Annotated in this window: 20 protein-coding genes and 1 riboswitch; of the genes, 3 read left to right on the plus strand and 17 right to left on the minus strand. The window is 72.0% G+C overall.

What is annotated here, in order from left to right:
* Nucleotides 1–401 precede the first annotated feature (401 nt).
* Together AB5J87_RS05965 and AB5J87_RS05970 are read left to right on the plus strand one after the other, a co-directional pair.
* A complete protein-coding gene (locus tag AB5J87_RS05965) occupies nucleotides 402–1193 on the plus strand; it encodes a polysaccharide deacetylase family protein (RefSeq protein WP_369374722.1) in 792 nt (263 codons plus the stop codon).
* A gap of 126 nt (nucleotides 1194–1319) precedes the next feature.
* Nucleotides 1320–2312, plus strand: a complete 993-nt coding sequence (locus AB5J87_RS05970) for an NAD-dependent epimerase/dehydratase family protein (RefSeq protein WP_369374724.1) — start codon at nucleotides 1320–1322, stop codon at nucleotides 2310–2312.
* Between the two features lie 51 nt (nucleotides 2313–2363).
* Here the strand turns inward: AB5J87_RS05970 and AB5J87_RS05975 are convergent, their stop codons facing one another.
* From AB5J87_RS05975 to AB5J87_RS05985, 3 genes are all read right to left on the minus strand, one after another.
* Nucleotides 2364–3155, minus strand: coding sequence for an SGNH/GDSL hydrolase family protein (locus AB5J87_RS05975; RefSeq protein WP_369374726.1), 792 nt, complete (start codon nucleotides 3153–3155; stop codon nucleotides 2364–2366).
* A 131-nt stretch (nucleotides 3156–3286) separates the two neighbouring features.
* The gene (locus AB5J87_RS05980; RefSeq protein ID WP_369374728.1) at nucleotides 3287–4183 is read right to left on the minus strand and encodes a peptidoglycan DD-metalloendopeptidase family protein; all 897 of its coding nucleotides are present in this window, start codon (nucleotides 4181–4183) and stop codon (nucleotides 3287–3289) included.
* Between the two features lie 4 nt (nucleotides 4184–4187).
* Nucleotides 4188–4351, minus strand: a riboswitch (cyclic di-AMP (ydaO/yuaA leader).
* Nucleotides 4352–4794: 443 nt separating this feature from the next.
* Nucleotides 4795–6900 carry an alpha-galactosidase gene (locus tag AB5J87_RS05985; RefSeq protein ID WP_369374730.1) on the minus strand — a complete coding sequence of 702 codons (2106 nt, stop codon included), beginning with the start codon at nucleotides 6898–6900 and terminating at the stop codon, nucleotides 4795–4797.
* 173 nt (nucleotides 6901–7073) lie between these two features.
* Here AB5J87_RS05985 and AB5J87_RS05990 point away from each other — a divergent pair, with 173 nt between their 5' ends.
* Nucleotides 7074–7919, plus strand: a complete 846-nt coding sequence (locus AB5J87_RS05990; protein WP_369374732.1) for a tyrosine-protein phosphatase — start codon at nucleotides 7074–7076, stop codon at nucleotides 7917–7919.
* Between the two features lie 28 nt (nucleotides 7920–7947).
* Here AB5J87_RS05990 and AB5J87_RS05995 read toward each other — a convergent pair whose 3' ends face one another.
* The 14 genes from AB5J87_RS05995 to AB5J87_RS06060 form a co-directional block, all read right to left on the minus strand.
* Nucleotides 7948–8094 (minus strand): DUF6126 family protein, encoded by a 147-nt coding sequence (locus tag AB5J87_RS05995; protein ID WP_369374734.1) that lies wholly within the window; start codon nucleotides 8092–8094, stop codon nucleotides 7948–7950.
* Nucleotides 8095–8105: 11 nt separating this feature from the next.
* Nucleotides 8106–8714, minus strand: coding sequence for a helix-turn-helix domain-containing protein (locus AB5J87_RS06000; protein ID WP_369374736.1), 609 nt, complete (start codon nucleotides 8712–8714; stop codon nucleotides 8106–8108).
* 68 nt (nucleotides 8715–8782) lie between these two features.
* Nucleotides 8783–10180, minus strand: a complete 1398-nt coding sequence (locus AB5J87_RS06005) for an aspartate aminotransferase family protein (RefSeq protein ID WP_369374738.1) — start codon at nucleotides 10178–10180, stop codon at nucleotides 8783–8785.
* Complete coding sequence (gene dxs, locus AB5J87_RS06010; protein WP_369374740.1) at nucleotides 10177–12084, minus strand: 1-deoxy-D-xylulose-5-phosphate synthase; 1908 nt, start codon at nucleotides 12082–12084, stop codon at nucleotides 10177–10179. Before dxs ends, AB5J87_RS06005 begins: the two co-directional genes overlap by 4 nt.
* A 44-nt stretch (nucleotides 12085–12128) precedes the next feature.
* Nucleotides 12129–13298 (minus strand): flavodoxin-dependent (E)-4-hydroxy-3-methylbut-2-enyl-diphosphate synthase, encoded by a 1170-nt coding sequence (ispG, locus tag AB5J87_RS06015; RefSeq protein WP_369374742.1) that lies wholly within the window; start codon nucleotides 13296–13298, stop codon nucleotides 12129–12131.
* Between the two features lie 4 nt (nucleotides 13299–13302).
* Nucleotides 13303–14325: an adenosyl-hopene transferase HpnH gene (gene hpnH / locus AB5J87_RS06020; RefSeq protein ID WP_369374744.1), complete on the minus strand. Its 1023-nt coding sequence runs from the start codon at nucleotides 14323–14325 to the stop codon at nucleotides 13303–13305.
* A 5-nt stretch (nucleotides 14326–14330) separates the two neighbouring features.
* Nucleotides 14331–14984, minus strand: coding sequence for a 1-hydroxy-2-methyl-2-butenyl 4-diphosphate reductase (locus AB5J87_RS06025; RefSeq protein WP_369374746.1), 654 nt, complete (start codon nucleotides 14982–14984; stop codon nucleotides 14331–14333).
* Complete coding sequence (gene shc / locus AB5J87_RS06030) at nucleotides 14981–16978, minus strand: squalene--hopene cyclase (protein ID WP_369374748.1); 1998 nt, start codon at nucleotides 16976–16978, stop codon at nucleotides 14981–14983. Before shc ends, AB5J87_RS06025 begins: the two co-directional genes overlap by 4 nt.
* 114 nt (nucleotides 16979–17092) lie before the next feature.
* The gene (locus AB5J87_RS06035; RefSeq protein ID WP_369374750.1) at nucleotides 17093–18196 is read right to left on the minus strand and encodes a polyprenyl synthetase family protein; all 1104 of its coding nucleotides are present in this window, start codon (nucleotides 18194–18196) and stop codon (nucleotides 17093–17095) included.
* Nucleotides 18193–19575: a hydroxysqualene dehydroxylase HpnE gene (hpnE, locus tag AB5J87_RS06040; RefSeq protein ID WP_369374752.1), complete on the minus strand. Its 1383-nt coding sequence runs from the start codon at nucleotides 19573–19575 to the stop codon at nucleotides 18193–18195. The genes AB5J87_RS06035 and hpnE overlap by 4 nt, the downstream gene beginning before the upstream one ends.
* Nucleotides 19576–19711: 136 nt before the next feature.
* Nucleotides 19712–20662, minus strand: a complete 951-nt coding sequence (gene hpnD / locus AB5J87_RS06045) for a presqualene diphosphate synthase HpnD (protein WP_369374754.1) — start codon at nucleotides 20660–20662, stop codon at nucleotides 19712–19714.
* The gene (gene hpnC, locus AB5J87_RS06050) at nucleotides 20659–21552 is read right to left on the minus strand and encodes a squalene synthase HpnC (RefSeq protein ID WP_369374756.1); all 894 of its coding nucleotides are present in this window, start codon (nucleotides 21550–21552) and stop codon (nucleotides 20659–20661) included. The genes hpnD and hpnC overlap by 4 nt, the downstream gene beginning before the upstream one ends.
* A gap of 429 nt (nucleotides 21553–21981) precedes the next feature.
* Entirely contained in the window at nucleotides 21982–22764 is a 783-nt protein-coding gene (locus AB5J87_RS06055; protein ID WP_369383367.1) for an ABC transporter ATP-binding protein, read from the minus strand.
* Nucleotides 22765–22777: 13 nt separating this feature from the next.
* Complete coding sequence (locus AB5J87_RS06060) at nucleotides 22778–23659, minus strand: ABC transporter permease (protein ID WP_369374758.1); 882 nt, start codon at nucleotides 23657–23659, stop codon at nucleotides 22778–22780.
* Nucleotides 23660–23766: the final 107 nt, after the last annotated feature.

Below are 23766 nucleotides of genomic sequence, written 5' to 3' on the forward strand. Positions count from 1 at the left end.
CCCGCGCCGCGGCGGCGCAGCGCCGGGCCACGACCCGGCGCAAGGGTTCGGGCCCGGCGGCGTCCGGCCAGAAGTGACGTCGGCGCCCGCCGCGCGCCGGGCTCGCACCGCCGTCCCCGTACGGCTGGGCAGCCATCCCCGTACGGCCTGGCCACCGTCCCCGTACGGCCAGGTCGCCGACGCCACATGGCCTGGTCACCGTCCCCCTACAGCCGGGCCGGCAACGCCGTACGGCCAGGTCGCGCCCCCGTACAGCCGCGCCGCCGTCCCCGTACGACCGGACGGCCACCGCCGTCCCCCACGGTCGGCGGGCGCCCGACCCACCCCACTATGAATTGCGTGTATACACCTCGCGTATAGTCCGGGACATGTTCTTGTCCACGCCGAAGGAGAGTCGCGCCATGCGCAGCAGCAAGTCCGAAGTCCGTCGGGGACGGGGGCGGGCCGCCGCCGCGCTGGTCGCCGTGGCCGCGCTCGGGCTGACGCTCACGGGCTGCGGCGACAACGCCGTCTCGCCGCGCTCCGCCCGCACCGACGCGCTGGACGGCAAGGCCGTCGCCCAGAGCGCGGCGACGAGCGGGGTGGACTGCCACAAGGCCAAGTGCATAGCCCTGACCTTCGACGCCGGGCCGGGCCCCAAGACGCCCCAACTGCTCGACACCCTCAAGGAGAAGAAGGTGCCCGCCACCTTCTTCCTGCTCGGCCGCAACCACGTCGAGAAGTACCCCGACACCGTGCGCCGCATCGCCAAGGAGGGCCATGAGGTCGCCAACCACACCTGGTCGCACGAGCGTCTGGACAAGCTGAAGCCCGCCGAGATACGCGAGGAGCTCGACAGGACCCAGCAGGCGGTGGCGGAGCTCACCGGCCGCGAGCCGGTCCTGATGCGGCCCCCGCAGGGCCGTACCAACAAGGAGGTCACCAAGGTCAGCAAGGAGCTGGGGCTCTCCCAGATCCTGTGGAGCGCCACCGCCAAGGACTACTCCACCAATGACTCGGCGCTGATCACCGAGCGGATCCTCGACCAGGCCGGCCGCGACGGCATCATCCTGCTGCACGACATCTACGACGGGACCGTGCCCGCCGTGCCCGGGATCATCGACGCCCTCAAGGAGCGCGGCTTCACCTTCGTGACCGTGCCCCAGCTGCTCGCCCCGGCGGCACCCAAGCCGGGCCAGCTCTACCGCCCCTGAGCACCCGCCCCTCCCCCGCGCGCCCGCGCCCCGCGCCGCCGCGGCCGGGCGGCGATCGCCCTCGGCGGATTCCGCCCTCGGCGTGCAACGGTTCTCAGGACCGTTGCCGCCGTGCACAGTTGCCGCATGAAGCTGCTGATACTGGGTGGGACGGAGTTCGTCGGCCGGGCCGTCGCCGAGGCCGCGCGGGCACGCGGGCACGAGGTGACCGTCTTCCACCGGGGCCGCCACGAGCCGCCCGAGGGAGTGACCGCGCTGCACGGCGACCGGACCGCCGAGGGCGGTCTGGCCGCGCTCGCCGACGGGCGGTGGGACGTGGTGGTGGACACCTGGTCGGGCGCGCCGTCGGCGGTCCGGGACGCGGCACGGCTGCTGGCACAGGGCCGCGCGGCCCGGTACGTGTACGTGTCGAGCCGGTCGGTGTACGCGCACCCGAGCCCGGCCGGGGCCGACGAGAGCGCGCCCCTGGTCGAGGGCTCGCCCGACGACGGGGGCGAGGTGGACTACGCGCGGGCCAAGCGGGGCGGCGAGCTGGCGGCGGTCCAGGAGTTCGGGCCGGAGCGGTCGCTGCTGGTGCGCGCCGGGCTGATCCTGGGGCCCTGGGAGAACATCGGCCGGCTGCCGTGGTGGCTGGGCCGCATGGCGCGCGGCGGCGCGGTGCTCGCCCCGGGGCCGCGCGAGCTGGCGGTGCAGTTCATCGACGTGCGCGATCTGGCGGAGTGGATCGTCAGCGCCGCCGACTTCGGGCTCTGCGGCCCGTACAACCTGGTCTGCCCGCAGGACCACACCACCATGGGCGAGCTGCTCGAAGCGTGCGCGCGGGTCACCGGGGGCGCGGCCGAGCTGCGCTGGACGGACCCGGAGCCGGTGCTGGCCGCCGGGGTCGAGCCGTGGAACCATCTGCCGGTGTGGATCCCGCCGGGCGAGCTCTACGACACGATGCACCGCTCGAACGTGTGGAAGGCCGTGCTGTCGGGGCTGCGCTGCCGGCCCGTCGCGGAGACGGTCGCGGACACCTGGGCGTGGCTGGAGTCGATCGGCGGCGAGGCGCCGCAGCGGCCGGACCGTCCCCGGGTCGGACTCGACCCGGAGACGGAGCGCGCGCTGCTGCACGGCTGAGGGCCCGTCCGGAGCCCGGGTGCCGAGCCGTGCGTCCGCCGTGACGGTCCGTCAGAGGGGCAGCAGGTCGGGGCGCTTGGGCTCCACGTGGTCGCCCGAGCTCTCACCCCGCAGCCGCCGTCCGATCCACGGCACCAGGTGCTCGCGCGCCCAGTGGATGTCGTCGCGCCGCACTTCGAGGGTGTTGCGCGGCGGCATCGGGGGCCACTCCTGGTCGGGGTCGGCCGGCACGTCGAGGCCGAGCACCTGGGCGGCGCGCAGCGCGACCCGGGTGTGCCCCTCCGGCGACAGGTGCAGCCGGTCGTCGTCCCAGGCGCGCCGGTCCTGCACGGACTTCAGCGACCACAGGTCGAGCACCGGGCAGTCGTAGCGGTCGGCGATGGACCGCACGTGCGCGGTGTAGGTGGCGACCTTGCCCCGCAGGTGCTTGAAGACGGGCACCCCGCGCGTGTCGAACCCGGTGGTCACCATGACCGTGGGGATCGCGCTCTTCAGATCGGCCACCGCGCGTTCGAAGCGCTCGGCCACGTCGTCCGGATCGCTGCCCGGCCGGATGATGTCGTTGCCGCCCGCGCAGAAGCTCACCAGGTCGGGCGCGAGCTCCTTGGCCCGCGGCACCTGCTCCTCGACGATCTGGTCGAGGAGCCTGCCGCGGACCGCGAGATTGGCGTAGCGAAAGGCCCCCTCCGGTCGCTGGTCTGCCAGTAGCACGGCGAACCTGTCCGCCCACCCGACGAACGCCCCGTCCGGGCCGGGGTCGCCGACGCCTTCCGTGAAGCTGTCGCCGATCGCCGTGTACGACCCGAACGTACCGCTGCTGAATGATCTCGAATCGTCTGCCACGAGACCATATCTTTCCCTTACGGATGTGACCTACGCGACCGTAAGGAGGGGTTGACGAGGGGTGATATAGGCCACCCGGTCAGTTTTCGCCGACGGGAATACGGACCGGGAGCGCACTTGATGACGGGGTGTCAGAGGCTGGCGCCCTGCTGGCGGAGGTAGGCCAGCGGGTCCACGTCCGAGCCGTAGTCGGGGGTCGTGCGGATCTCGAAGTGGAGGTGCGGGCCGGTCACGTTGCCGGTCGCGCCGGAGAGCCCGAGCTGCTGCCCCTCGGTGACGCTCTGCCCCTCGGCCACCGCGAGCTGGGAGAGGTGGGCGTACTGGGAGTACATGCCGTCGGCGTGCCGGACGACGACCTGGTTGCCGTACGCGCCGCCCCAGCCCGCCGAGACGACCGTGCCCGCGCCGACGGCCTTCACCGGGGTGCCGGTCTCCGCCGCGAAGTCCACGCCGGTGTGGTAGCCGCTGGACCACATCGACCCGGCCATGCGGTAGGGGGTGCCGATGCTGACGCTGTCGAGCGGGGCGCGGAAGCCGGAGGCGGTGCCCTGGCCGGTGGTGGCCGTGGTCGCGGCCTCGGCCGGGGCCGCCCCGGAGGCGGACGGGTCCGTGGCCGGGGCCCGCTCGGCGGACGTGCGCGCGGTGTCCTGCGGGGCGGCGGCCCGGGGCTTGGCGCCGAGGGTCAGCTTCATGCCCGGCCGGATCAGCGACGGGTCGGCGCCGACGACGTCACGGTTGTCCCGGTAGAGCCGGTGCCAGTCGCCGAGCCGGTGGTCCTCGGCGATCCGGGAGAGGCAGTCGCCGGACTTCACCTCGTACGTGGCGGGGGCGGCCTGCTGGGCCGCGGCCGGAGCGGCGGCGCGGACGGTCTGCGGCGCGGCGACGGGGGCGGCCGGCTTGGCGGCGGCGTGCGCGCCGGTGGCACCGAGCAGCGGGATGGCGAGTGCGGCGCCGCCGGTGCCGGCGGCGACCATGCCCCGGGTGACGGGGCTGGACTTGGGACGGCGGTGCTTACCCTTCGCGGGCATGGCGGATTCCTCTCCGGCGCCTGCGAGGTGAGCTGTCGGGTTCGGGCGGGAGATGCCCGGCCTCGGCACCGAGTGCGGCGCTCCGGCTTCACCCCGAGCCGTGCCGGAATTCCGGTACGGCGACTACCTGGGTCCCCCGCTCCTGCCGGGCGTGGATGAGTGCGGATTCCGGACGGTGGCAGGATTCGGCGGTCCACCCGGATTGCGGTGACCGTAAGCGAGTACGGCGGGCCGCGACAAGTGCCCATTCGCCGTCCGCATTCCCGGCCCGTAATTGACCGGGGAATTGCGGTCACCCTGCGTCGACCGGAACTCTCAACAGGCCCGGCCGGACGGGGGAATTCATTCGGGGCCGCCACCACGGAACGTCACGGATATGACGCTGCTCACGGGCAACCTCCCCGTCCCGCCGGGGAGATGGACAGGTTTTGTCAAATCGCCCAATCCGGGCGAAAGTTCCACCCTGATTCATCCGCCATGCACACCAACGCCCCGTTCTGTCCAGTTTTGGCGAGCATCTCGCTCCGGGAAAACACCCGGGGAAATCACCCGAGGCGGTCGCCGCGGATCTCCACCGCATTCGGATCTTGAATTCGCTTTCCTTGATCCGCTCACACCCGCCGGAACCGGAACACCGCCGCGTCGAGATCGCCCCGCAGCCCCGTCTCCAGGCCCCGGTGCAGCAATACCGCTCCCCCGTGCACGGCCCCGGTCTCCTCGCAGCGGTAGGCCGCCGCCGGATCCAGACCGCGCAGCCGTACGGGCGGGGGCCGCTCCCCGTGGTGCTGGGCCTGGAGGTGCGCGAGGACGACGGATTCCCCGCCCCGCACGTACTGGACGGCGCTCAGCCCGCCGCTCGGCGCGCGCAGCCGGTACTGGGCACCGAGCTGCACCACCTCGCGGATCTCCTTGTACAGCGCCACCCAGTCGCGCGCCTCGGCGAGTTCGGCCTCGCTCCAGCGGGTGAGGTCGCCGCCGATGCCCAGCACCCCGGCCATCGCGCTGACGAACCGGAACCGCAGACTGCTGCGGCGGCCGTTGAGCTGGGTGTTGGGGCTGTCGGTGACCCAGGCGGCCATCACCCGGGCCGGGTGCAGCTGGCTGAAGCCGTGCTGGATGGCGAGCCGGTCCAGCGGGTCGGTGTTGTCGGAGGTCCACACCTGGTCCGTACGGGAGAGGATCCCCAGGTCGATCCGGCCGCCGCCGCCCGAGCAGGACTCGAAGGCGACCCGGGGGTGGGCCGCCCGCAGCCGGTCCAGCAGGCCGTACAGCCCGTGCACGTGCGCGGTCCACAGCCGCGCCGGATACGCCTCGCCGGGCCAGCCCGCGTCCGTGAAGCAGCGGTTGAAGTCCCACTTCACATAGTCGACGGGCGCGCCCGACAGCAGGCCGTCCAGCTGCTCCCAGAGGTGTTCCCGCACGTCCGGGCGGGCCAGGTTGAGCACCAGCTGGTTGCGGAACTCGGTCCGGGCGCGCCCGGGGTGGTGCTGCACCCACTCCGGGTGGGCCCGGTACAGGGCGCTGTCCGGGTTGACCATCTCCGGCTCCACCCAGATCCCGAACTCCATGCCCAGCGCGTGCACTTCGTCGGCGAGCGGCCCCAGACCGCCGGGGAAGCGGTCCGGGTTGGGCGTCCAGTCGCCGAGTCCGGCCCCGTCGTGGGTGCGGGCGCCGAACCAGCCGTCGTCGACGACGAAGAGCTCCACGCCCAGCGCGGCGGCCCGCCGCGCGAGCGCGCGCTGCTGCGGCTCGCCGATGTCGAACCCGGTCGCCTCCCAGGAGTTGAAGAGCACCGGCCGGGTGCGCCCGGCGTCCGGGACGACCCGGGCCAGCTGCCAGGCGTGCCACTCCCGGCTGGCGCCGCCGAAGCCGCCGGCGCTCCACAGCCCGGCGAAGACGGGGCTGGTGTACGACTCGCCGGGCGCCAGCGACAGCAGCCCGGAGTCGTCGTACCCGGCGCCCCCGCCGATCTGCACCCCGCCGTCCGGCAGGTGCTGTACGGCGATGCGCCAGGACCCGGACCAGCCGAGGGCGCAGCCGTACACCTCGCCGCTCTCCTCGGTGGCGGCGCCCTCGGCGTCCAGGGCCACCCACGGCAGGTGCTGGTGGCCGGTGTGGCCCCGGCGGCTGCCGAGGACCTTGTCGCCGGGGGTGAGCGGGGAGCGCACGAGCCGGGATTCGGCGGCCCAGCGGCCGTGCAGCTGGCCGAGGCGCCAGCCGTCCCGCGCGGGCAGGGTCCAGACGGCGGCGTCGGCGCGCAGCACCTCCACGTGCGGGTCGCCGGGCGCGCCCTCGTGGCGCAGGGTGGTCCAGCGCTCGACCACATCGCTGTCGTCGCGCATCCGGTAGTGCAGGGTGATCCCGAGCCGGTGCACGGGGTCGGTGAAGCGCAGGCGCAGTTCGTCGGCGTCCGCGTCCACCCGCACGCCCTCGAAGCGCCACTGCGTCCCCCGTACGTCCGGGGTCCGCACGGAGAGCGCCGGGCGCACGAACCGGGGGCCGCCCTCCACCACGTACTCCTCCCGGCCATCCAGTGGTGACTCGAAGGGCCAGGGGGGCCGCTGCGGCTCGGCGGCCAGTTCCTCGGCGTCCGCGAGCGTCAGCCGGGGGCCCCAGTGCAGGTGCAGCAGTTCCGCACGGTCCGTGAGGTGCAGGGCATAACCACTGGTGCGGCCCGTGAGGAGCCAGAGCCCTCCCCCGCCACCGGTTTCGATCATCGCGATCCCTCAATTCCGCGCACATACGAACAGGCACGAACACCAGAGACAGGATCGGGGGCCGGGGCCAGCCGGGGCAACGGGTGCGCGGGGGTCGCTTTCCCGCCGGTCCGCCGAGATGATTGCCCCGGGAATCCATGTCGTATCGTCGGGATGATCCAGCGCGAGCGTCTATGACCACATCAGGAGCCCCCGTGACCCAGCAGACTCCGCAGGCCCCTTCGACCGATTCGACCGAACCCGAGCTCTCCGGGGTGCGCAACTTCCGTGATGTGGGCGGACTCCCGACCGTCGACGGCCGCCAGGTGCGGCACGGCCGACTCTTCCGCAGCGGTCACCTGGCGCACGCGACGGCGGCGGACGCGGCCTTCCTCGCCGGCCTCGGCCTGCACACCGTCTTCGACTTCCGCAACGCGGCCGACCAGCGCCTGGAAGGCCCCGACGTCGAGCTGCCGGGCGTGCGCAACGTGAACATACCGCTGACCGACCCCGCCGACGGGGCGGAGTTCTGGAAGATGGTCCGCGACGGCGACCTCGACCAGCTGCGGTCGGTCCTCTCCGGCAGCCGCGGCGCCGACCGGATGGCCGACTCGTACCGCACGATCATCCGGCAGCGCACCGCCGAGCACAGCCGGGTGCTGCACGCGCTCGCCGAGGACAGCGTCCCGGCGCTGATGCACTGCGCGGCCGGCAAGGACCGCGCCGGGCTCTCCATCGCGGTCTCGCTGCTCGCGGTGGGCGTCGAGCGGGACGCCATCGAGGCGGACTACCTCAAGTCCAACGACCCGCACCGCCGCTACAAGATGCACCGCAGCGACAGCTCCCCGGCCGGGCTGAGCGCCGAGGTGGTGGAGCTGCTCAACCCCCTCTTCGACGCCCGCGCCGAGTATCTGCGCGCCGCCTTCGACACGATCGAGGAGACCTGGGGCACCACCGACCGCTATCTCGCCGAGGGGCTCGGGCTCTCCCCCGAGACCCGCGAGCGGCTGCGCGACCGCCTCGTCGAGGACGCGGTCTAGAGCCCGTGCGGCAGCGCCCCGGGGGCGCTCACTTGCCGACGGTGAACAGGAGATAGAGGAAGGCCGCGAAGATGTGGCCCGCGATCAGATAGGCGAAGAGCCGGACCACCAGGCCCCGGGGGAACTTCGTCTCCTGGGTGCTCGCTCCGGAGGGTCCCGACGAGTTCTGCGACATGTGCGTACCTCTCAGCCGTGCGGGTGGTGCGGATGCGGATCGGGGCTCTGGAGCAGGGTGTGGACGAACAGGAACTCGGCCCCGCCGTGCGAGACGGCGGAGATCCGGTGCGGGGTGAGCGAGTCGAAGTGCGCGCTGTCACCGGGGTCGAGTTCGTGCACGGCATCGCCCAGGCCCAGCCGCAGCCGCCCGGACAGGACGTAGAGCCACTCCTCACCGGGGTGGACTCGGACGAGCTCGCGCTGGGTGCCGTACGGGACCTGCACCCGCAGGGCCTGCATGGCCCGGCCGGAGTGCCCGGCCCGGTGGTAGGTCCAGCCGTCGGCCTCGGCGGGCTCGGCCCGGCCGCCCCGGATCACCGGCTCGCGCTCGGGCGGCATCTCACCCAGCAGCTCGGAAACCGTCGTACCGTAGGTACGGGCGAGCGCCAGCAGCATCGGCAGCGAGGGCTGGCGGGCGCCCGTCTCCAGACGGGAGAGGTGCGCGGGCGAGAGCCCGGCCCTGGGAGCGGCGGCCTCCAGGGTCAGACCGCGGCGCCGCCGCAGGTCACGCAGGCGCGGGGCGACATCGGGAAGCGCCGGTCCGGACGGCTCCCCGACGCCTTCGGCGGGAGTGCTCATGCACCCCATTCAGCCGGATTCTTGCCTCTGGGGCAAACTTTTTGCCCCAGAGGCAAATTCCCGAGCACCTAGCGGTTGGCCACCGCCTGCTTCACCAGTGTCCGGCCGAAGTCCCACATCAGTCCGCCGCCACCGTGGGCGTCCTCCATCACGGCGGTGAACGCCTCGACGAAGCGGTCCACCTCGCGTTCGCCGATCGTCAGCGGCGGGATGAGCTTGATGACCTCCAGGTGGTCGCCGGAGACCTGGGTGAGGATGCGGTGGCGCTGGAGCAGCGGCACCACGACCATCTGCGCGAAGAGGCCCTTGCGGGCCGCCTGGAGCATGGTCCAGCGTCCGCGCAGCCGGATCGAGGAGGGCTTGCCGAACTCGATGCCCACCATCAGCCCGCGCCCGCGCACGTCGTGCAGCAGCTCGTAGCGGTCGACCAGCGCGGCGAGGCGGGACTTCAGGAGCGCGCCGGTGGCCCGGGCGTTGGCGACGACGCCCTCGTCCTCCATCACCGAGAGCACGGCCAGCCCGGCCGCCATCGCCTGGGCGTTGGAGCCGAAGCTCGCCGAGTGGACCAGGACGCGGTCCATCGACGAGTACACCTTCTTGAAGATCCACTCCTTGCCCAGGGTCGCCCCCACCGGCACATAGCCGCCGGAGAGCGCCTTGGCCACGCACAGCAGGTCCGGCTCGACGCCGCTCTCGTGCTGGTACGCGTAGAAGTCGCCGGTGCGGCCCAGGCCCGTCTGGACCTCGTCCGCGATCAGGAGCGCCTTGTGCCGGTGGAGCAGCTCCTGGGCGGCTCGCAGATAGCCGGGCGGCGCCTCGTGCACGCCCTTGCCCTGGATCGGCTCGACGATCAGGGCGGCCACGTCGCCCTTCTTCAACTCCCGCTCCAGCGCGTCGAGATCGCCCAGCGCGACCGCCGTGTCGGGCAGCAGCGGGGCGAAGCCGTCGCGGAACCCCGACTCGCCGTTGACCGACAGGGAGCCGGTGGTCAGCCCGTGGAAGGCGTGCGTGCAGTAGAGGACCCTGGGCCTGCCGGTGGCGTACCGGGCGAACTTCAGGGCGGTCTCCACCGCCTCCGTGCCGCTGTTGCCGAAGAAGACCCGGTCCAGGTGCGGGCTGTGCGCCAGCAGCTTCTCGGCCAGCAGGCCGGGCAGCGGCTGGCAGTCGAAGCGGGTGAGGTCGGCGAGCGAGGCGTCCAGCACGTCGTGCAGCGCCTTGCGGACGACGGGGTGGTGGCGGCCCAGCCCCATCACCCCGAAGCCGGCGAGCATGTCCAGGTAGTCCTGGCCCTTCTCGTCCCAGAAGTACGCGCCCTCGGCCCGCTCGTAGACCTTGTCGAAGCCGATGGTGTGCAGCATGCGCGGCAGCTGGTGGTTGAGGTATCTGCCGTGCAGCTCGTACCGCTCCGCGCCGCGCTCGGCGAGGAGCCGGGCCAGGTCGAAGCCCTTGGGTTCGCCGTCGGTCATCCGTCGTTCTCCTTCTCGGCCGCCGCGGCGGCGTCCTGGCGCGCCGCCAGCGCGGCGCTGATCCGTCCCGCGATCTCCACCGGGGTGAGCCCGATGTCCGCGAGCACCTCGGCGCGCTTGGCGTGCGCGAGGAACTGCTCGGGGATGCCGAAGGTGCGCAGCGGGGTGTCCACCCCGGCGTCCCGCAGCGCCTGCCCGACGGCCCAGCCGACGCCCCCGGTGCGGCTGTTGTCCTCCGCGACCGCGACCAGCGCGTGCCGCGCGGCCAGCGGCGCCAGCTGCTCGTCGACGGGCTTGACCCAGCGCGGGTCCACCACCGTGCAGCCGATGCCGCGCCCGGAAAGCAGCTCGGCGGCCTGGAGGCAGACGGGCGCGAGCACCCCGACCGCGACGAGCAGCACGTCGGCGTCCTCGTCGCGGCGCAGCACGTCCATCGCGCCGATCCGTCCGAGGGCCGGGACGTCCGGGCCGACCGACTCCTTGGGGAACCGCAGCACGGTCGGGGCGTCATCGACGTCGACGGCCTCGCGCAGCTGGGCCCGCAGCTGGGCCGCGTCGCGCGGGGCGGCGATGCGCAGTCCGGGCACGACCTGGAGTACGGAGAGGTCCCACATGCCGTTGTGGGAGGCGCCGTCGACCCCGGTGACCCCGGCCCGGTCCAGCACGAACGTCACCCCGCACCTGTGCAGGGCCACGTCCATCAGCACCTGGTCGAAGGCGCGGTTGAGGAAGGTGGCGTAGACGGCGACCACCGGGTGCAGCCCGCCGGTGGCCAGGCCCGCCGCCGAGACGGCCGCGTGCTGCTCGGCGATCCCGACGTCCCACACCCGGTCCGGGAAGCGCTCGGCGAACGCGGTGAGCCCGGTGGGGTGCAGCATCGCGGCGGTGATCGCCACGACGTCCTCGCGCTCCTCGCCGAGCGCGGCCAGCTCGCTGCCGAAGACCGAGGTCCAGGAGGGGCCGCCGGCCGGGGCCAGCGGCAGACAGGTCAGCGGGTCCATGGCGCCGACGGCGTGGAAGCGGTCGGCCTCGTCGTCCAGGGCGGGCTGGTAGCCGCGCCCCTTCTCGGTGAGGCAGTGCACCAGGACCGGGCCGTGGAAGCGCTTGGCGCGCCGCAGCGCCGACTCGACGGCCTCGATGTCGTGACCGTCGATGGGCCCCAGGTACTTCAGCCCCAGGTCCTCGAACATGCCCTGCGGCGCGAACGCGTCCTTGAAGCCCTTCTTGGCGCCGTGCAGCGACTCGTACAGCGGGCGCCCCACCACCGGCGTCTGCTGGAGGACCTGTTTGCCCCAGGACAGGAAGCGCTCGTAGCCGTCGGTGGTGCGCAGGGTGGCCAGATGGTTGGCGAGGCCGCCGATGGTGGGTCCGTAGGAGCGCTCGTTGTCGTTGACGACGATGATCAGCGGCCGGTCGCGGGCCGCCGCGATGTTGTTGAGGGCCTCCCAGGCCATGCCGCCGGTGAGTGCCCCGTCGCCGATGACGGCGACGACGTGGGCGGCCCGGCCGCGCACCTGGTTGGCCTTGGCGAGGCCGTCGGCCCAGCCCAGCACGGTGGAGGCGTGGCTGTTCTCGATGACGTCGTGCTCGGACTCGGCGCGCGAGGGGTAGCCGGAGAGCCCGCCCTTGGAGCGCAGTTTCGAGAAGTCCTGCCGTCCGGTGAGGAGTTTGTGCACATAGCTCTGGTGGCCGGTGTCCCACAGGATGCGGTCGACGGGTGAGTCGAAGGACCGGTGCAGGGCGATGGAGAGCTCCACCACCCCCAGATTGGGCCCCAGATGGCCCCCGGTCCGTGCCACCGCGTGGATCAGGAACTCCCTGATCTCCCGGGACAGCTCGGCGAGTTCGGCGCTCTTCAGCGCCCGTAGGTCGTGCGGCCCCCGAACATTCTCCAAGATCGTCACGCTGGAGCCCCCTTCGGATCCCGTTCAGCTCTCGGTGGTGCCGGTCAGCCCCGCGCGGTGACGCACGGCTCGCCGGAGGTCACGCCGTCCTTCTCCATCTGCTCGGCGATCTTCATCGCCTCCTCGATCAGCGTCTCCACGATCTTCGACTCGGGCACCGTCTTGATGACCTCGCCCTTCACGAAGATCTGCCCCTTGCCGTTCCCCGACGCCACACCCAGATCAGCCTCACGCGCCTCACCCGGACCATTCACCACACACCCCATCACCGCGACCCGCAAAGGCACCTCCATACCCTCCAGACCCGCCGTGACCTCCTCCGCCAGCTTGTACACATCCACCTGCGCACGCCCGCACGACGGACACGACACGATCTCCAGACGCCGCTGCCGCAGATTCAACGACTCCAGGATCTGGATCCCCACCTTGATCTCCTCCGCCGGCGGCGCCGACAGGGAAACCCGGATCGTGTCACCGATCCCCTGACTCAGCAGCGCCCCGAACGCCACCGCCGACTTGACCGTCCCCTGGAACGCCGGACCCGCCTCCGTCACCCCCAGATGCAACGGATAGTCACACCGCGCCGCCAGCTGACGGTACGCCTCGACCATCACCACCGGATCGTTGTGCTTCACCGAGATCTTGATGTCCCGGAAACCATGCTCCTCGAACAGCGACGCCTCCCACAGCGCCGACTCCACCAGCGCCTCCGGCGTCGCCCTCCCGTACTTCCTCAGCAGCCGCGCATCCAGCGAACCCGCGTTCACCCCGATACGGATCGGAGTCCCCGCATCCCTCGCCGCCCGCGCGATCTCCTTCACCTTGTCGTCGAACTGCTTGATGTTCCCCGGATTCACCCGCACCGCCGCACACCCGGCATCAATCGCCGCGAACACATACTTCGGCTGGAAATGAATATCCGCGATCACCGGAATCTGCGACTTCTTCGCAATCGTCGCCAACGCATCCGCATCATCCTGCGTCGGACACGCCACCCGCACGATCTGACAACCCGACGCCGTCAACTCCGCGATCTGCTGCAACGTCGCACCAATGTCCGACGTACGCGTCGTCGTCATCGACTGCACCGAAACGGGGGCGCCGCCCCCGACGGCCACCGTCCCGACCTGGATGCGCCGCGAGGTGCGGCGCATCGCGAGCGGCCGGGCCGGTGGCGTCGGAAGACCCAGGGATACCGGTCCTTGGGCGTCCATCACGTCACCCGCGGTTTCCCTGCACGGTCTCGCGGACCGCGCGCAGCGACTCCTTGAGGGACCCCATGGTCGCCAGCACGGCGGTGGGCTCGTAGCCGCAGTGCGCCATGCAGTTGGCGCACCGGTCGTCCTTGCCCCGGCCGTACTTGTCCCAGTCCGTCTCCTCGACGAGCTGGCGGTACGTGGGCACGTACCCGTCGCTCATCAGGTAGCAGGGCCGCTGCCAGCCGAAGAGCGAGTAGTTGGGGATCGCCCACGCCGTGCACGGGAAGTCCGCCTTGCCCTCCAGGAAGTCCAGGAAGAGCGGTGAGTGGTTGAGCCGCCAGCGGCGCCGGTTGCCGCCGGAGAACGCCTTCTTGAAGAGCTCGCGGGTCTGCTCGACGCCCAGGAAGTGCTCCTGGTCGGGCGCCTTCTCGTAGGCGTACGCGGGCGAGATCATCATCTCGTCGACCTGGAGGTCGTCGTTGAGGAAGTTGAGCACCTCGATGATGGTCTGCGGGGTGTCGGTGTTGAAGAAGGTGGAGTTGGTGGTGACCCGGAAGCCGCGGCGCTTGGCCTCCTTGATCGCCGCCACCGCCTCGTCGAACACCCCCTCCTTCGCCACCGACTCGTCGTGCCGCTCGCGCAGCCCGTCGATGTGCACGGCGAACGCGAAGTACGGGGACGGGGTGAACTTCTCCAGCTTCTTGCGCAGGAGCAGGGCGTTGGTGCAGAGGAAGACGTACTTCTTCTTCGCCACCAACTGGCGCACGATCTCGTCGATCTGAGGGTGCATCAGTGGCTCGCCGCCCGCGATGGAGACCATGGGGGCGCCCGACTCCAGCACCGCTCCCACGGCCTGGGCCACCGGCATGCGCTGCTTCAGGACCCCGGCCGGGTGCTGGATCTTTCCACAGCCCTCGCACTTCAGATTGCAGGCGAAGAGCGGCTCCAGCTCGACGATGAGCGGGAACTTCTCTCGCTTGCGGAGCTTCTGTTCAAAGAGATAGGTCCCGACCCTGATGGACTGGCGAAGCGGCATGGCCATCTGGCTCACCTCCTGGGGAGCGGCAAAGAACGGTGCCATTCAAAGAAAGCGGGAAGGACGGCACGAAGAACGCGGAAAGCCGATATTCCACCGCGTACCGTGCCAATCCGGACGAGTTCATGTTCTGGAGCGTCCACGACCACCCGTACGGCCGCAACCGGGCGCTCTCCTGCCCTCACCGCGCTCCACAGCGTCGCCGCGGACTCCATGTCCACGGCGATCGCCCCGGTGGCGCGCAGCTCGGACCGCTCCTGACCCCGGACGATGTGATCGGAGCCGATGAGCGGACCGGTGTGCACGGTACGGCCGGGCAGCGCCGCACTGAGCGCCTTGGCCAGCACCTCCGTACCCACGCATGGAGTCGTGCCGCGCGGGTCGCGGGTCTCTTGGGCGACGACCAGGTCACCGGGGTGCATCCCGGGGGCCAGGCCGGCGCAGAATCCGGAGGCGATCACGGCCGCCTCCTGGTGCCCCGCCGAGCCGAGGCCGCGCAGCACGGCCCGCTCGGCGGCCTGGGGCCCCATGCCGCTGCGCAGCACCGTCACCACCTGGCCGGGGGTGCGGCCCCGGCCGCCGCTGCGCAGTGCCAGCTCCTCGATGGTGAGGGCGCAGGAGACCAGCAGCGGGGCGGGTTCGGGGACACCGGGTCCGAGGTTCATCGGATCCCCTTGCGACCGCCGGGGGAGAACGGTTCTCCATGGACGTAGCGGCCGAGTGCGGTGAGCGGGAAGACCTGGCGGTAGAGGTGGTAGTTGATCGAGAAGTCCCAGGGGAAGCCGGTGCCCGTGAAGTACGGCTCGTCCCAGGAGCCGTCCTCCCGCTGGGTCGCGGCGAGATGGGCGACGCCCCGCTCGACCGCCTCGCTCTCCCGCTCCCCCGCCGCCAGCAGCGCGAGGAGCGCCCAGGCGGTCTGGGAGGCGGTCGAGGCGCCGTGCCCGATCCACTTCTCCTCGCGGTAGGAGCGCAGGTCCTCGCCCCAGCCACCGTCGTCGTTCTGCACCGACTCCAGCCAGCGCACGGCCCGCCGGATCGCGGGGTGCGACAGGGGCAGTCCGGCGGCGGTCAGGGCCGGGACCACCGAGCCGGTGCCGTAGACGTAGTTGACGCCCCAGCGGCCGAACCAGGCGCCGAACGGCTCCTGTTCGGCGAGCAGCCACTCGATGCCCCGCCGGGTGCGCGGGTCGTGGGAGCGGCCCTCGACGGCCAGCATCTCCACCACGTGCGCGGTGACGTCGGCCGACGGCGGGTCGATGACCTCGCCGAAGTCGCAGAACGGCAGCCGGTTCGGGAACGGGCTGGTGTTGTCGGCGTCGAAGGCGCCCCAGGCCCCGTTGCGGGACTGCATCCCGAGCGTCCAGCGCTCGGCCCGGGCGATCGCGCCCTCGACCCGGTCGGGGTCGGGGTGGCGCACCCGGCGCAGCGCGAGCACCACCTCGGCGGTGTCGTCGATGTCCGGGTAGTTGTCGTTGTGGAACTCGAACGCCCAGCCGCCGGGCGGCAGTTGGGGCTTGCGCACCGCCCAGTCGCCGGGCCGGACGATCTCCTCGTCGAGCATCCAGTCGACGGCCTTGACCAGGGCCGGATGGTCGGCGGGCAGCCCCGCGTCGGCCAGCGCGATGGTGGCCAGACAGGTGTCCCACACCGGGGACTGGCACGCCTCGATCATCCGGGCGCCGTCCTCGCGCCACACCGCGAACCGGTCCAGGGACTCCAGCCCCGCGCGCATCACCGGGTGCTGGAGGTCGTAGCCGAGCAGGTGCAGGGCGATCACCGAGTAGACGGCGGGCGGCTGGATCCCGCCCCAGCAGCCGTCGTTCTCCTGCCGCTCGACGATCCAGCGGGCCGCGGTGTTCATGGCGGCCCGGCGCACCTTGCGCGGGGCGACGCGGTGGTAGAGGTGCAGGGCCTTGTCCAGCCGCTGGAAGGCGCCGTGCCAGCTGGTGGCGGGGGCGGACTTCCGGGCGGGGTCGGGGTCGCGCGCGTCGCTGTGGAGCTCGTCGAGGGCGAAGGGCGCGGGCCGCACCGGCCGCTTGGCGGAGACCACCGTGAGCGGCACGATCGTCTGGCGGGCCCAGCAGCCGAAGTCGTAGATGTTGAGCGGGAACCACTTGGGCAGGAAGAGCAGTTCGGGCGGCAGCTCCGGCAGGTCGTCCCATTTCCACCAGCCGAACAGGGCCAGCCAGATCCGGGTGAAGACGCGGCAGCGGGCGATGCCGCCCTGGCTTCTGACCCAGGCCGAGGCGCGCGCCATGTGCGGGTCCTCCGGCAGGTCCCCGGCGAGCCGCAGCGCCACGTACGCCTCGACGGTGGCGGAGAGTTCGGGCGGACCGCCGTAGAAGGTGGCCCAGGTGCCGTCCGCGCTCTGCTCGCCGCGGATGAAGAGCGCGGCGGCCTGTACGGTCTTCTCGTCCTGGATGCCGAGGAACTGACGGAGCAGCAGGTCCTCGGCGTCCATGGTGACGTTGGTCTCCAGGTCGCCCTTCCACCAGCCCTGGGCGTCCTGCCTGCCGAGCAGGTGCTCGGCGCCGCGCTCGGCGGCCCGCCGGGCGGCGGCCAGCACCGCGTCGGCGCCGGGAGGTGGTGCGGTCGCTTCGCTGGCCGCGGCGCCCCGGGGCCGCGTGGCCCCGGCGCTTCCGTCGGTCGTCGCTGTCATGGCTTCCCCTTAATGCAAGTGCAGTTGGTACTTCTGCTGTGCTGGGGTCTCCGTCGGACGCGGCCCGGCCTCACGGGCCCGCTCCGGCGACGTCGTGTCATCGGGGAATGGCGATCATCTCTTTCGTACGACGACGAAGTCGGCGAGCGCGACGAGCTGCGCCCGCACCCGTTCCGGCATGTCGACGGCGCTGAGCGCCTCGATGGCCACCGCGTGCTGCCTGCGGGCCTCCTGGGAGGTCCACTCCCGGCCGCCCGCCTCCTCGATCAGCGCCGCCCGGGTGGCGAACTCCTGCTCGGAGAAGCTGTCGAAGTCATTGCTCTTCGCGTCGGCGGCGAGCAGTTCGCCCAGCCGCTCCGAGGCCGGGCCGCCCGCCGCCAGCGCGGCGACCACCGGCAGGGACTTCTTGCGCTGGCGCAGATCGCTCCAGGTCTGCTTGCCCGTGGCCTCCGGGTCGCCCCAGATGCCGAGCAGGTCGTCGACGGCTTGGAAGGCGAGGCCGAGGTGGTAGCCGTACGCCTCCAGCGTGTCGGCCGTGCGGTCGTCGGCGCCGCCGAGCACCGCGCCGATGGAGCAGGCGCAGGCGAGCAGGGCGCCCGTCTTGTTGCCCTCCATCTCCAGGCACTCCTCGACGGTGACCCGCTCGCGGTGCTCGTAGCTGATGTCCTGGGCCTGGCCGTCGATGAGCTTGCGGGTGGCGGTGGTCAGCCGGCGCGTGGCGCGCCCGGCCTCGACCGTGCCGAGCTCCAGCAGGACCTCGTTGGCCAGCGCGAAGAGCGCGTCGCCGACGAGGATCGCCTGCGCCGGGCCGTGCACCTTCCACACCGTGTCGCGGTGGCGGCGCTGCTCGTCGCCGTCCATCAGGTCGTCGTGGAGCAGGGAGAAGTTGTGCACCAGCTCGACCGCGACCGCGCCGGGCACGCCGACCTCGGGCCGGGCCCCGGCCGCCTCGGCGGACAGCAGCGCGAGCGCGGGGCGCACGGCCTTGCCGCCGTCGCCGTCCGCCGGGTTGCCCTGGGCGTCGATCCATCCGAAGTGGTAGGCGGCGACGGTGTCCATGGGGGCCGCGAGCCGGTCCACGGCCGTGCGCAGCACCGGCGTGGACAGCGTCCGCCCGCGCTCCAGAAGGGCGGCGACGTCCACGGTGTCGACAGCCGAGTTCGCCGAAGGCACAGTCGGCACGGTCTCTCCTCTAGTTCCAGTGCTGCTAACGGTCATGCCGCCTCCTGAAGCGGATGGACGTGGGACCGGCCGAGCAGGGAGAGGGCCGCGCCCGCGGCGCTGAACCCGCTGCGTACGGCGCTCTCCATCGTCGCGGGCCAGCCGGTGGCGGTCCACGCGCCCGCCAGGTACAGCCCGGGCGCATTGGTGCGCGCGGCCGGCCGCAGCCGTCCCACGCCGGGGGTGGGGGCGAACGTCGCTGTCCGCTCCCGGGTCACGAAGAAGTCCCGCACGCCCGCGCCGCGCGCGGCGGGCAGCAGCCGTTCGAGCTCGGGCAGGTAGCGGGCGCGCAGCGCGGCGACCGGCTCGTCGATCTCGTCCTGGGCGGCCGACTGGGACACCGCCAGGTACTGGCCGCCGCCGGTGAGCCCGGAGGACTCGGTGCGGTCGAAGACCCACTGCACGGGGCTGCCGAGCGCGGCGAAGAACGGCTGCCGCAGCACCTTGCGGTCGTAGACGACATGGAGGTTGAGGATCGGCGCGGTGCCGATGTCGAGCAGCTTGCCGGGGTCGTCCAGCGCGCCCTGCGGCAGCAGGTCGTACGCCTCGCGCTGCGGCACGGCGAGGACCACGGCGTCGGCGTCCAGCGTGTCGCCGCCGGCCTCGATGCGCCAGCCGCCGCTCTCGGTCCGGGACAGCTCGCCGACCTTGGTGCGGGTCAGCACCCGCACTCCGGCCGCGGCCAGTGCCTTGCGGGCCAGCGTGTCGTGGAGCTCGCCCAGCGGGACGTGCGCCCAGCCGATGTCGGCGGCGCCCGGCTCGGAGAGCAGGCCGGTCTTGAAGACCATGGCGGCGAGCCCCAGCGAGGCGTGCGGGGCCGTCGCGTTCAGGGTCGCCACGCCGACCAGGTCCCACAGCGCCTCGACGGTGCGGTCGGACTGGCCGTGGCGGCCGAGCCAGGTGGCGAAGTCGATGCCGTCGAGCGCCGGGTCGGCCGGGTCGAGCCGCTTGAGCGCGAGTGCGGCGCGCCCGACCGAGGAGCGCTCGGCGAGCGAGAGGTGCGGATAGGTCGCCAGGCTGCGGGCCAGGTGGAGCGGTACGGGCAGGGCCGATCGGCGCAGTCGGCCGAGCCGGGGCCCGCGGGGGTGGGCGACGTCCAGGACGGGCACGTCGAGGCGGCGCTGCAGCGGCGCCAGGTGGGCGCCCCCGACCCGGTCGAGGAACCACCGGTAGGCGGTGCAGCAGCGCAGGTAGACGTGCTGGCCGTTGTCGACGTCGAGTTCGCCGCGCCGGAAGGAGAAGGCGAGTCCGCCCAGGCGCGGGCGGCCCTCGACCAGGGTGACGCCGAGTCCGGCGTCGGCCAGTTCGAGGGCGGTGGTGATCCCGGCGAGGCCGCCGCCGACCACCACCGCGTGTTCGGCCTGCGGGGTCGTCATGCGCCCTCCCCTCCGGCCGTGCCGGTGTCGTGCGCACGCCCGGCCGTCGCAGTCAGGGACGCCCCGGCCGGAGCGGGGGTTGCACACGGCGGGGGCGTAATGCTTCTCGGCCGCACGTCCAGGTGCCCATGGGCCATCAGGCGCGCCTCTTGGCGGTCTGCCGGGAGACGGTGCGGGTGTCGAGCCCGGACAGTCCGCGTACCGCCACGTACGCCTTCTCCCGGCCGGGCAGCGAGACCCGGCCGCGCAGCACGGCCTCGGGGTCGCGCTCGATGCGGTCGAGCAGCCGGCGATAGATTCCGGCCATCGCGGCGACGCAGGCGCCACTGCGCCGGTCGAGCATGGGCAGCAGCCGGTAGCCCTCGGCGAACAGGGCCCGGGCGCGCCGCACCTCGAAGTGGACCAGGCCCGCGAAGTCGGAGCCGGGCGGCGGCACCGGGGTGTGGAACCCCGCCGCGCAGCCGAACTTCGCCAGGTCGTCGGCGGGCAGATAGGTGCGCCCGTTGCCCGCGTCCTCGCGAACGTCGCGCAGGATGTTGGTGAGTTGGAGGGCGAGGCCCAGCGTGTCGGCGTACTCCGCGGCGCGCTCGGCGCCCGGTGCGCCCGGTTGTGTACCGAACACGCCCAGCGAGAGCCGGCCGATCGCACCGGCGACACACCGGCAGTAGACCTTCAGGTCGTCCCAGGTCTCGTAGGTCTCGCCGTGCACGTCCATCAGGACGCCGTCGATGAGCTCGTGGAGCCCGTCCAGCGGGATCGGGAAGCGGCGCGCCGCGTCCGCGAGCGCCACCGCGACCGGGTCGGTGTCGTCCTCCTCGACCCCGCCCCCGGCGATCCGGGCGAGCAGCGCCCGGGTCTCCTCCAGGCGCTCCTTCTTCACCTCGGCGGCCAGCGAGCCGTCGCCGATGTCGTCGACGCGCCGCGAGAACGCGTAGAGCGCGGACATCGCCTGGCGCTTGTCGGTCGGCAGCAGCCGAATGCCGTACGCGAAATTGCGCGCCTGCTGTCCGGTCACGGCCTCGCAGTAGCTGTACGCGGCCTGCACCGGCGCGGACACGTGTGCGTGTGGTTCCACGGTCCGGCTCACCCCTCTCTACGCGCTCTGCGCAACACGGCTCCCACTTCGCGCAGCAGACTGGACTTGGCGGGCTTCGGCGGTCCAGGGAGTACGTCGTGGCCGGCAGCCGCCACCGCGTCCAGCGCGGCGCACCCCCCGGCCACGAATCCGGCCAGCAACAGCTTGAGTCTGCCGTGGACGCTACCCACCAGGGAGGTGCCTTCATTCAGCAACTGTCCGGCGCGTTCCGCTTCGAACGCGACCAGGGCGCGCACGGACGCGCCCGCGTGCTCGGCGGCCAGGTCGGCCTCCGTGACCTGGAACCGCCGCATGTCCTCGGCGGGCAGGTAGATCCGGTCCCGGGCGAGGTCCTCGGCGACGTCCTGGAGGTGCTCGACGATCTGGAGGGCCGTGCACACGGCGTCGGAGCGCCGGACGCGCTCGGGGCTCTCGGTGCCGGTGATCGCCAGGACCAGGCGGCCCACCGGATTGGCCGAGAGTTCGCAGTAGGCGACCAGGTCCTCATAGGTCTCGTACCGCCTGACCCGCTGGTCCTGCCGGTTCGCCGCGATCAGCCCGAGGAACGGCTCGGGGCCGATCGAGTGGCGGCGCACGGTCGGCTGCAGGGCCCGGAGCAGCGGGTGGTGCGGGGTGGCGTCGAAGACGCGGCGCAGATCCGCCTCGAAGGCGTCCAGCATGACCAGCCGGTCGTCCGCGTCGGCCCCGCTCACACCGAGGTGGCGGGCGTCCGCGCCGCCGGGGGCCAGGTCGCCGTCGCCGATGTCGTCGACCAGGCGGGCGTAGCCGTACACCGCCATCAGGTCCGCGCGCCAGGCGCGCGGCAGAAAGAAGGGGGCCACCGGGAAGTTCTCCTGCGTGGCCTTGTCGAGCGTGGTGCGCGAAGGGGGGTCGGTGCGCACGTCCCGGACGTCCGTCACCGAGGGCCGCCCGGTACGGGAACGGCGGAAGTCTCTCGCAGCTGGAGATTTCCCGTAGCCATGGCCGTCACATCTCCCGTTCTACACCGCCGACCCAAAAGACCCTATTTCGGACACGCCGCCGGACCTCCCGAGTGGGCGACGGCTCCCTCGGGAGGCGCCCGGGGCGGTCCCGCCCGTCCGTCACGATCAACACCGGTACAGCTTACGTTGTACAACGCCTGACAACACGTCGGGGTGTTGAGCGCATTACAAGAACACTTCAATCCGCGCCAACCTTCCCCCGGCGCAGGCGACTTGACGGAGCCTTGACATTCACGGCCGCGTCCCGGGCCGCCCCCGAGGACGCGAATGCCCCCGCCCGGGTTGCCCGGCGGGGGCATTCGTGATCTTTCGCACGGTGACCGGCTGTCAGCGGCCGGTTTCCTTCTGGTACGCCTTGACGACCTCGTCGGTGGGGCCGTCCATCAGGAGCTCGCCGCGCTCCAGCCAGAGCACCCGGTTGCAGGTGTCCCGGATGGAGCCGATGCTGTGGCTGACCAGGAAGACCGTGCCCGCGTGCTTGCGCAGCTCGCGGATGCGCTCCTCGGAGCGGATCTGGAACTTCCGGTCACCGGTGGCCAGCGCCTCGTCGATCATCAGCACGTCGTGGTCCTTGGCCGCGGCGATGGAGAACCGCAGCCGGGCCGCCATGCCCGAGGAGTACGTGCGCATCGGCAGGGTGATGAAGTCGCCCTTCTCGTTGATGCCGGAGAAGTCGACGATCTCCTCGTACCGCTCCTTGACCTCCTCGCGCGACATGCCCATGGCCAGGCCGCCCAGGATCACGTTGCGCTCGCCGGTCAGCTCGTTCATCAGCGCGGCGTTGACGCCGAGCAGCGACGGCTGGCCGTTGGTGTACACCCGGCCCTTGGCCGGGGGCAGCAGCCCCGCGATGGCCCGCAGCAGGGTGGACTTGCCCGAGCCGTTGGTGCCGATCAGGCCGATCGCCTCGCCGCGGTACGCGGTGAACGAGACGCCCCGGACCGCGTGCACCTTCCGCATGCCCCGGGACTCGCCCTTGTCGCGTCCCACGATCCGGCTGAGCGCCGCGGTGGCGCTGCCCCGGCCGCCGCCCGCGCCGTTGACCGTGTACACGATGTGCACGTCGTCGGCGATGACGGTGGGGATGCGCTCGCCGCTCTCGTCGGCGATCCGGATGTTGTCCTCAGCCACGGCCGTACTGCTCCTCTGCCTTCCAGAAGTACACGAAGCCCGCGACGCCCACGACGACGGCCCAGCCGACCGCCACCAGCCACACGTGCGGCGGCAGGTTGTGGGCACCGTAGCCGTCGATCATGGCGAACCGGGCCAGGTCCATGTAGACGGCCGCGGGGTTCACCTGGAGGACCTGCGCCAGCCAGTGCGGCTTGCCCTGCAGGACCACCTTGATGCTGAACATGACGCCCGAGGCGTACATCCAGGTGCGCAGGATGAACGGCATCAGCTGGGCCAGGTCCGGGGTCTTGCTGCCGAGCCTGGCCATGATCATCGCCAGCCCGGTGTTGAACACGAACTGGAGCGCCAGGACCGGCACCATCAGCGCCCACGACGCCATCGGCCTGGTGCCCGACGCGACCACCACGAGCACCAGCACGATCATCGAGAACAGCAGCTGCTGGAGCTGCTGGAGCGCGAAGGAGATCGGCAGCGAGGCGCGCGGGAAGTGCAGCGCGCGCACCAGGCCCAGGTTGCCGGAGATCGCCCGGACGCCCGCCATCACCGAGTTCTGGGTGAAGGTGAAGACGAACACGCCGGTCACCAGGAACGGGATGTAGACGTCCGAGGCGATGCCGCGCTTGGCGTTCATCAGGATGCCGAAGATGAAGTAGTAGACCAGCGCGTTGAGCAGCGGGGTGGCCACCTGCCAGATCTGGCCGAGCTTGGCCTGGCTGTACTGGGCGGTCAGCTTCGCCTGCGAGAACGACAGGATGAAGTGGCGCCGGCCCCACAGCTGGCGGCAGTACTCGAACAGCCCAGGCCGGGCGCCGCTCACCGCCAGGCCGTGCTTGGCGGCGAGGTCCGCCGGGGACAGAGTTGTCTCACTCACAAGTGGAAACTTTCGCTTTCAATGAAGTTCGCCCGATGACCCGATTGCGCGGGGCCCGACGGTCCGCGCCCGAAGGGTCCGGACCCGAGGTGCCCGGACCCGAGGGT

The organism is Streptomyces sp. cg36, from assembly GCF_041080675.1.
Taxonomy (GTDB): Bacteria; Actinomycetota; Actinomycetes; order Streptomycetales; family Streptomycetaceae; genus Streptomyces.

Excerpts from the sequence above, each read along its gene's own strand:
- AB5J87_RS05965 (WP_369374722.1), top strand. The coding sequence starts at position 402 with ATGCGCAGCAGCAAGTCCGAAGTCCGTCGGGGACGGGGGCGGGCCGCC.
- AB5J87_RS05970 (WP_369374724.1), top strand. The coding sequence starts at position 1,320 with ATGAAGCTGCTGATACTGGGTGGGACGGAGTTCGTCGGCCGGGCCGTC.
- AB5J87_RS05980 (WP_369374728.1), bottom strand. The coding sequence starts at position 4,183 with ATGCCCGCGAAGGGTAAGCACCGCCGTCCCAAGTCCAGCCCCGTCACC.
- AB5J87_RS05985 (WP_369374730.1), bottom strand. The coding sequence starts at position 6,900 with ATGATCGAAACCGGTGGCGGGGGAGGGCTCTGGCTCCTCACGGGCCGC.
- AB5J87_RS05990 (WP_369374732.1), top strand. The coding sequence starts at position 7,074 with ATGACCACATCAGGAGCCCCCGTGACCCAGCAGACTCCGCAGGCCCCT.
- AB5J87_RS05995 (WP_369374734.1), bottom strand. The coding sequence starts at position 8,094 with ATGTCGCAGAACTCGTCGGGACCCTCCGGAGCGAGCACCCAGGAGACG.
- AB5J87_RS06000 (WP_369374736.1), bottom strand. The coding sequence starts at position 8,714 with ATGAGCACTCCCGCCGAAGGCGTCGGGGAGCCGTCCGGACCGGCGCTT.
- AB5J87_RS06005 (WP_369374738.1), bottom strand. The coding sequence starts at position 10,180 with ATGACCGACGGCGAACCCAAGGGCTTCGACCTGGCCCGGCTCCTCGCC.
- ispG (WP_369374742.1), bottom strand. The coding sequence starts at position 13,298 with ATGGACGCCCAAGGACCGGTATCCCTGGGTCTTCCGACGCCACCGGCC.
- hpnH (WP_369374744.1), bottom strand. The coding sequence starts at position 14,325 with ATGGCCATGCCGCTTCGCCAGTCCATCAGGGTCGGGACCTATCTCTTT.
- AB5J87_RS06025 (WP_369374746.1), bottom strand. The coding sequence starts at position 14,984 with ATGAACCTCGGACCCGGTGTCCCCGAACCCGCCCCGCTGCTGGTCTCC.
- shc (WP_369374748.1), bottom strand. The coding sequence starts at position 16,978 with ATGACAGCGACGACCGACGGAAGCGCCGGGGCCACGCGGCCCCGGGGC.
- AB5J87_RS06035 (WP_369374750.1), bottom strand. The coding sequence starts at position 18,196 with ATGACCGTTAGCAGCACTGGAACTAGAGGAGAGACCGTGCCGACTGTG.
- hpnE (WP_369374752.1), bottom strand. The coding sequence starts at position 19,575 with ATGACGACCCCGCAGGCCGAACACGCGGTGGTGGTCGGCGGCGGCCTC.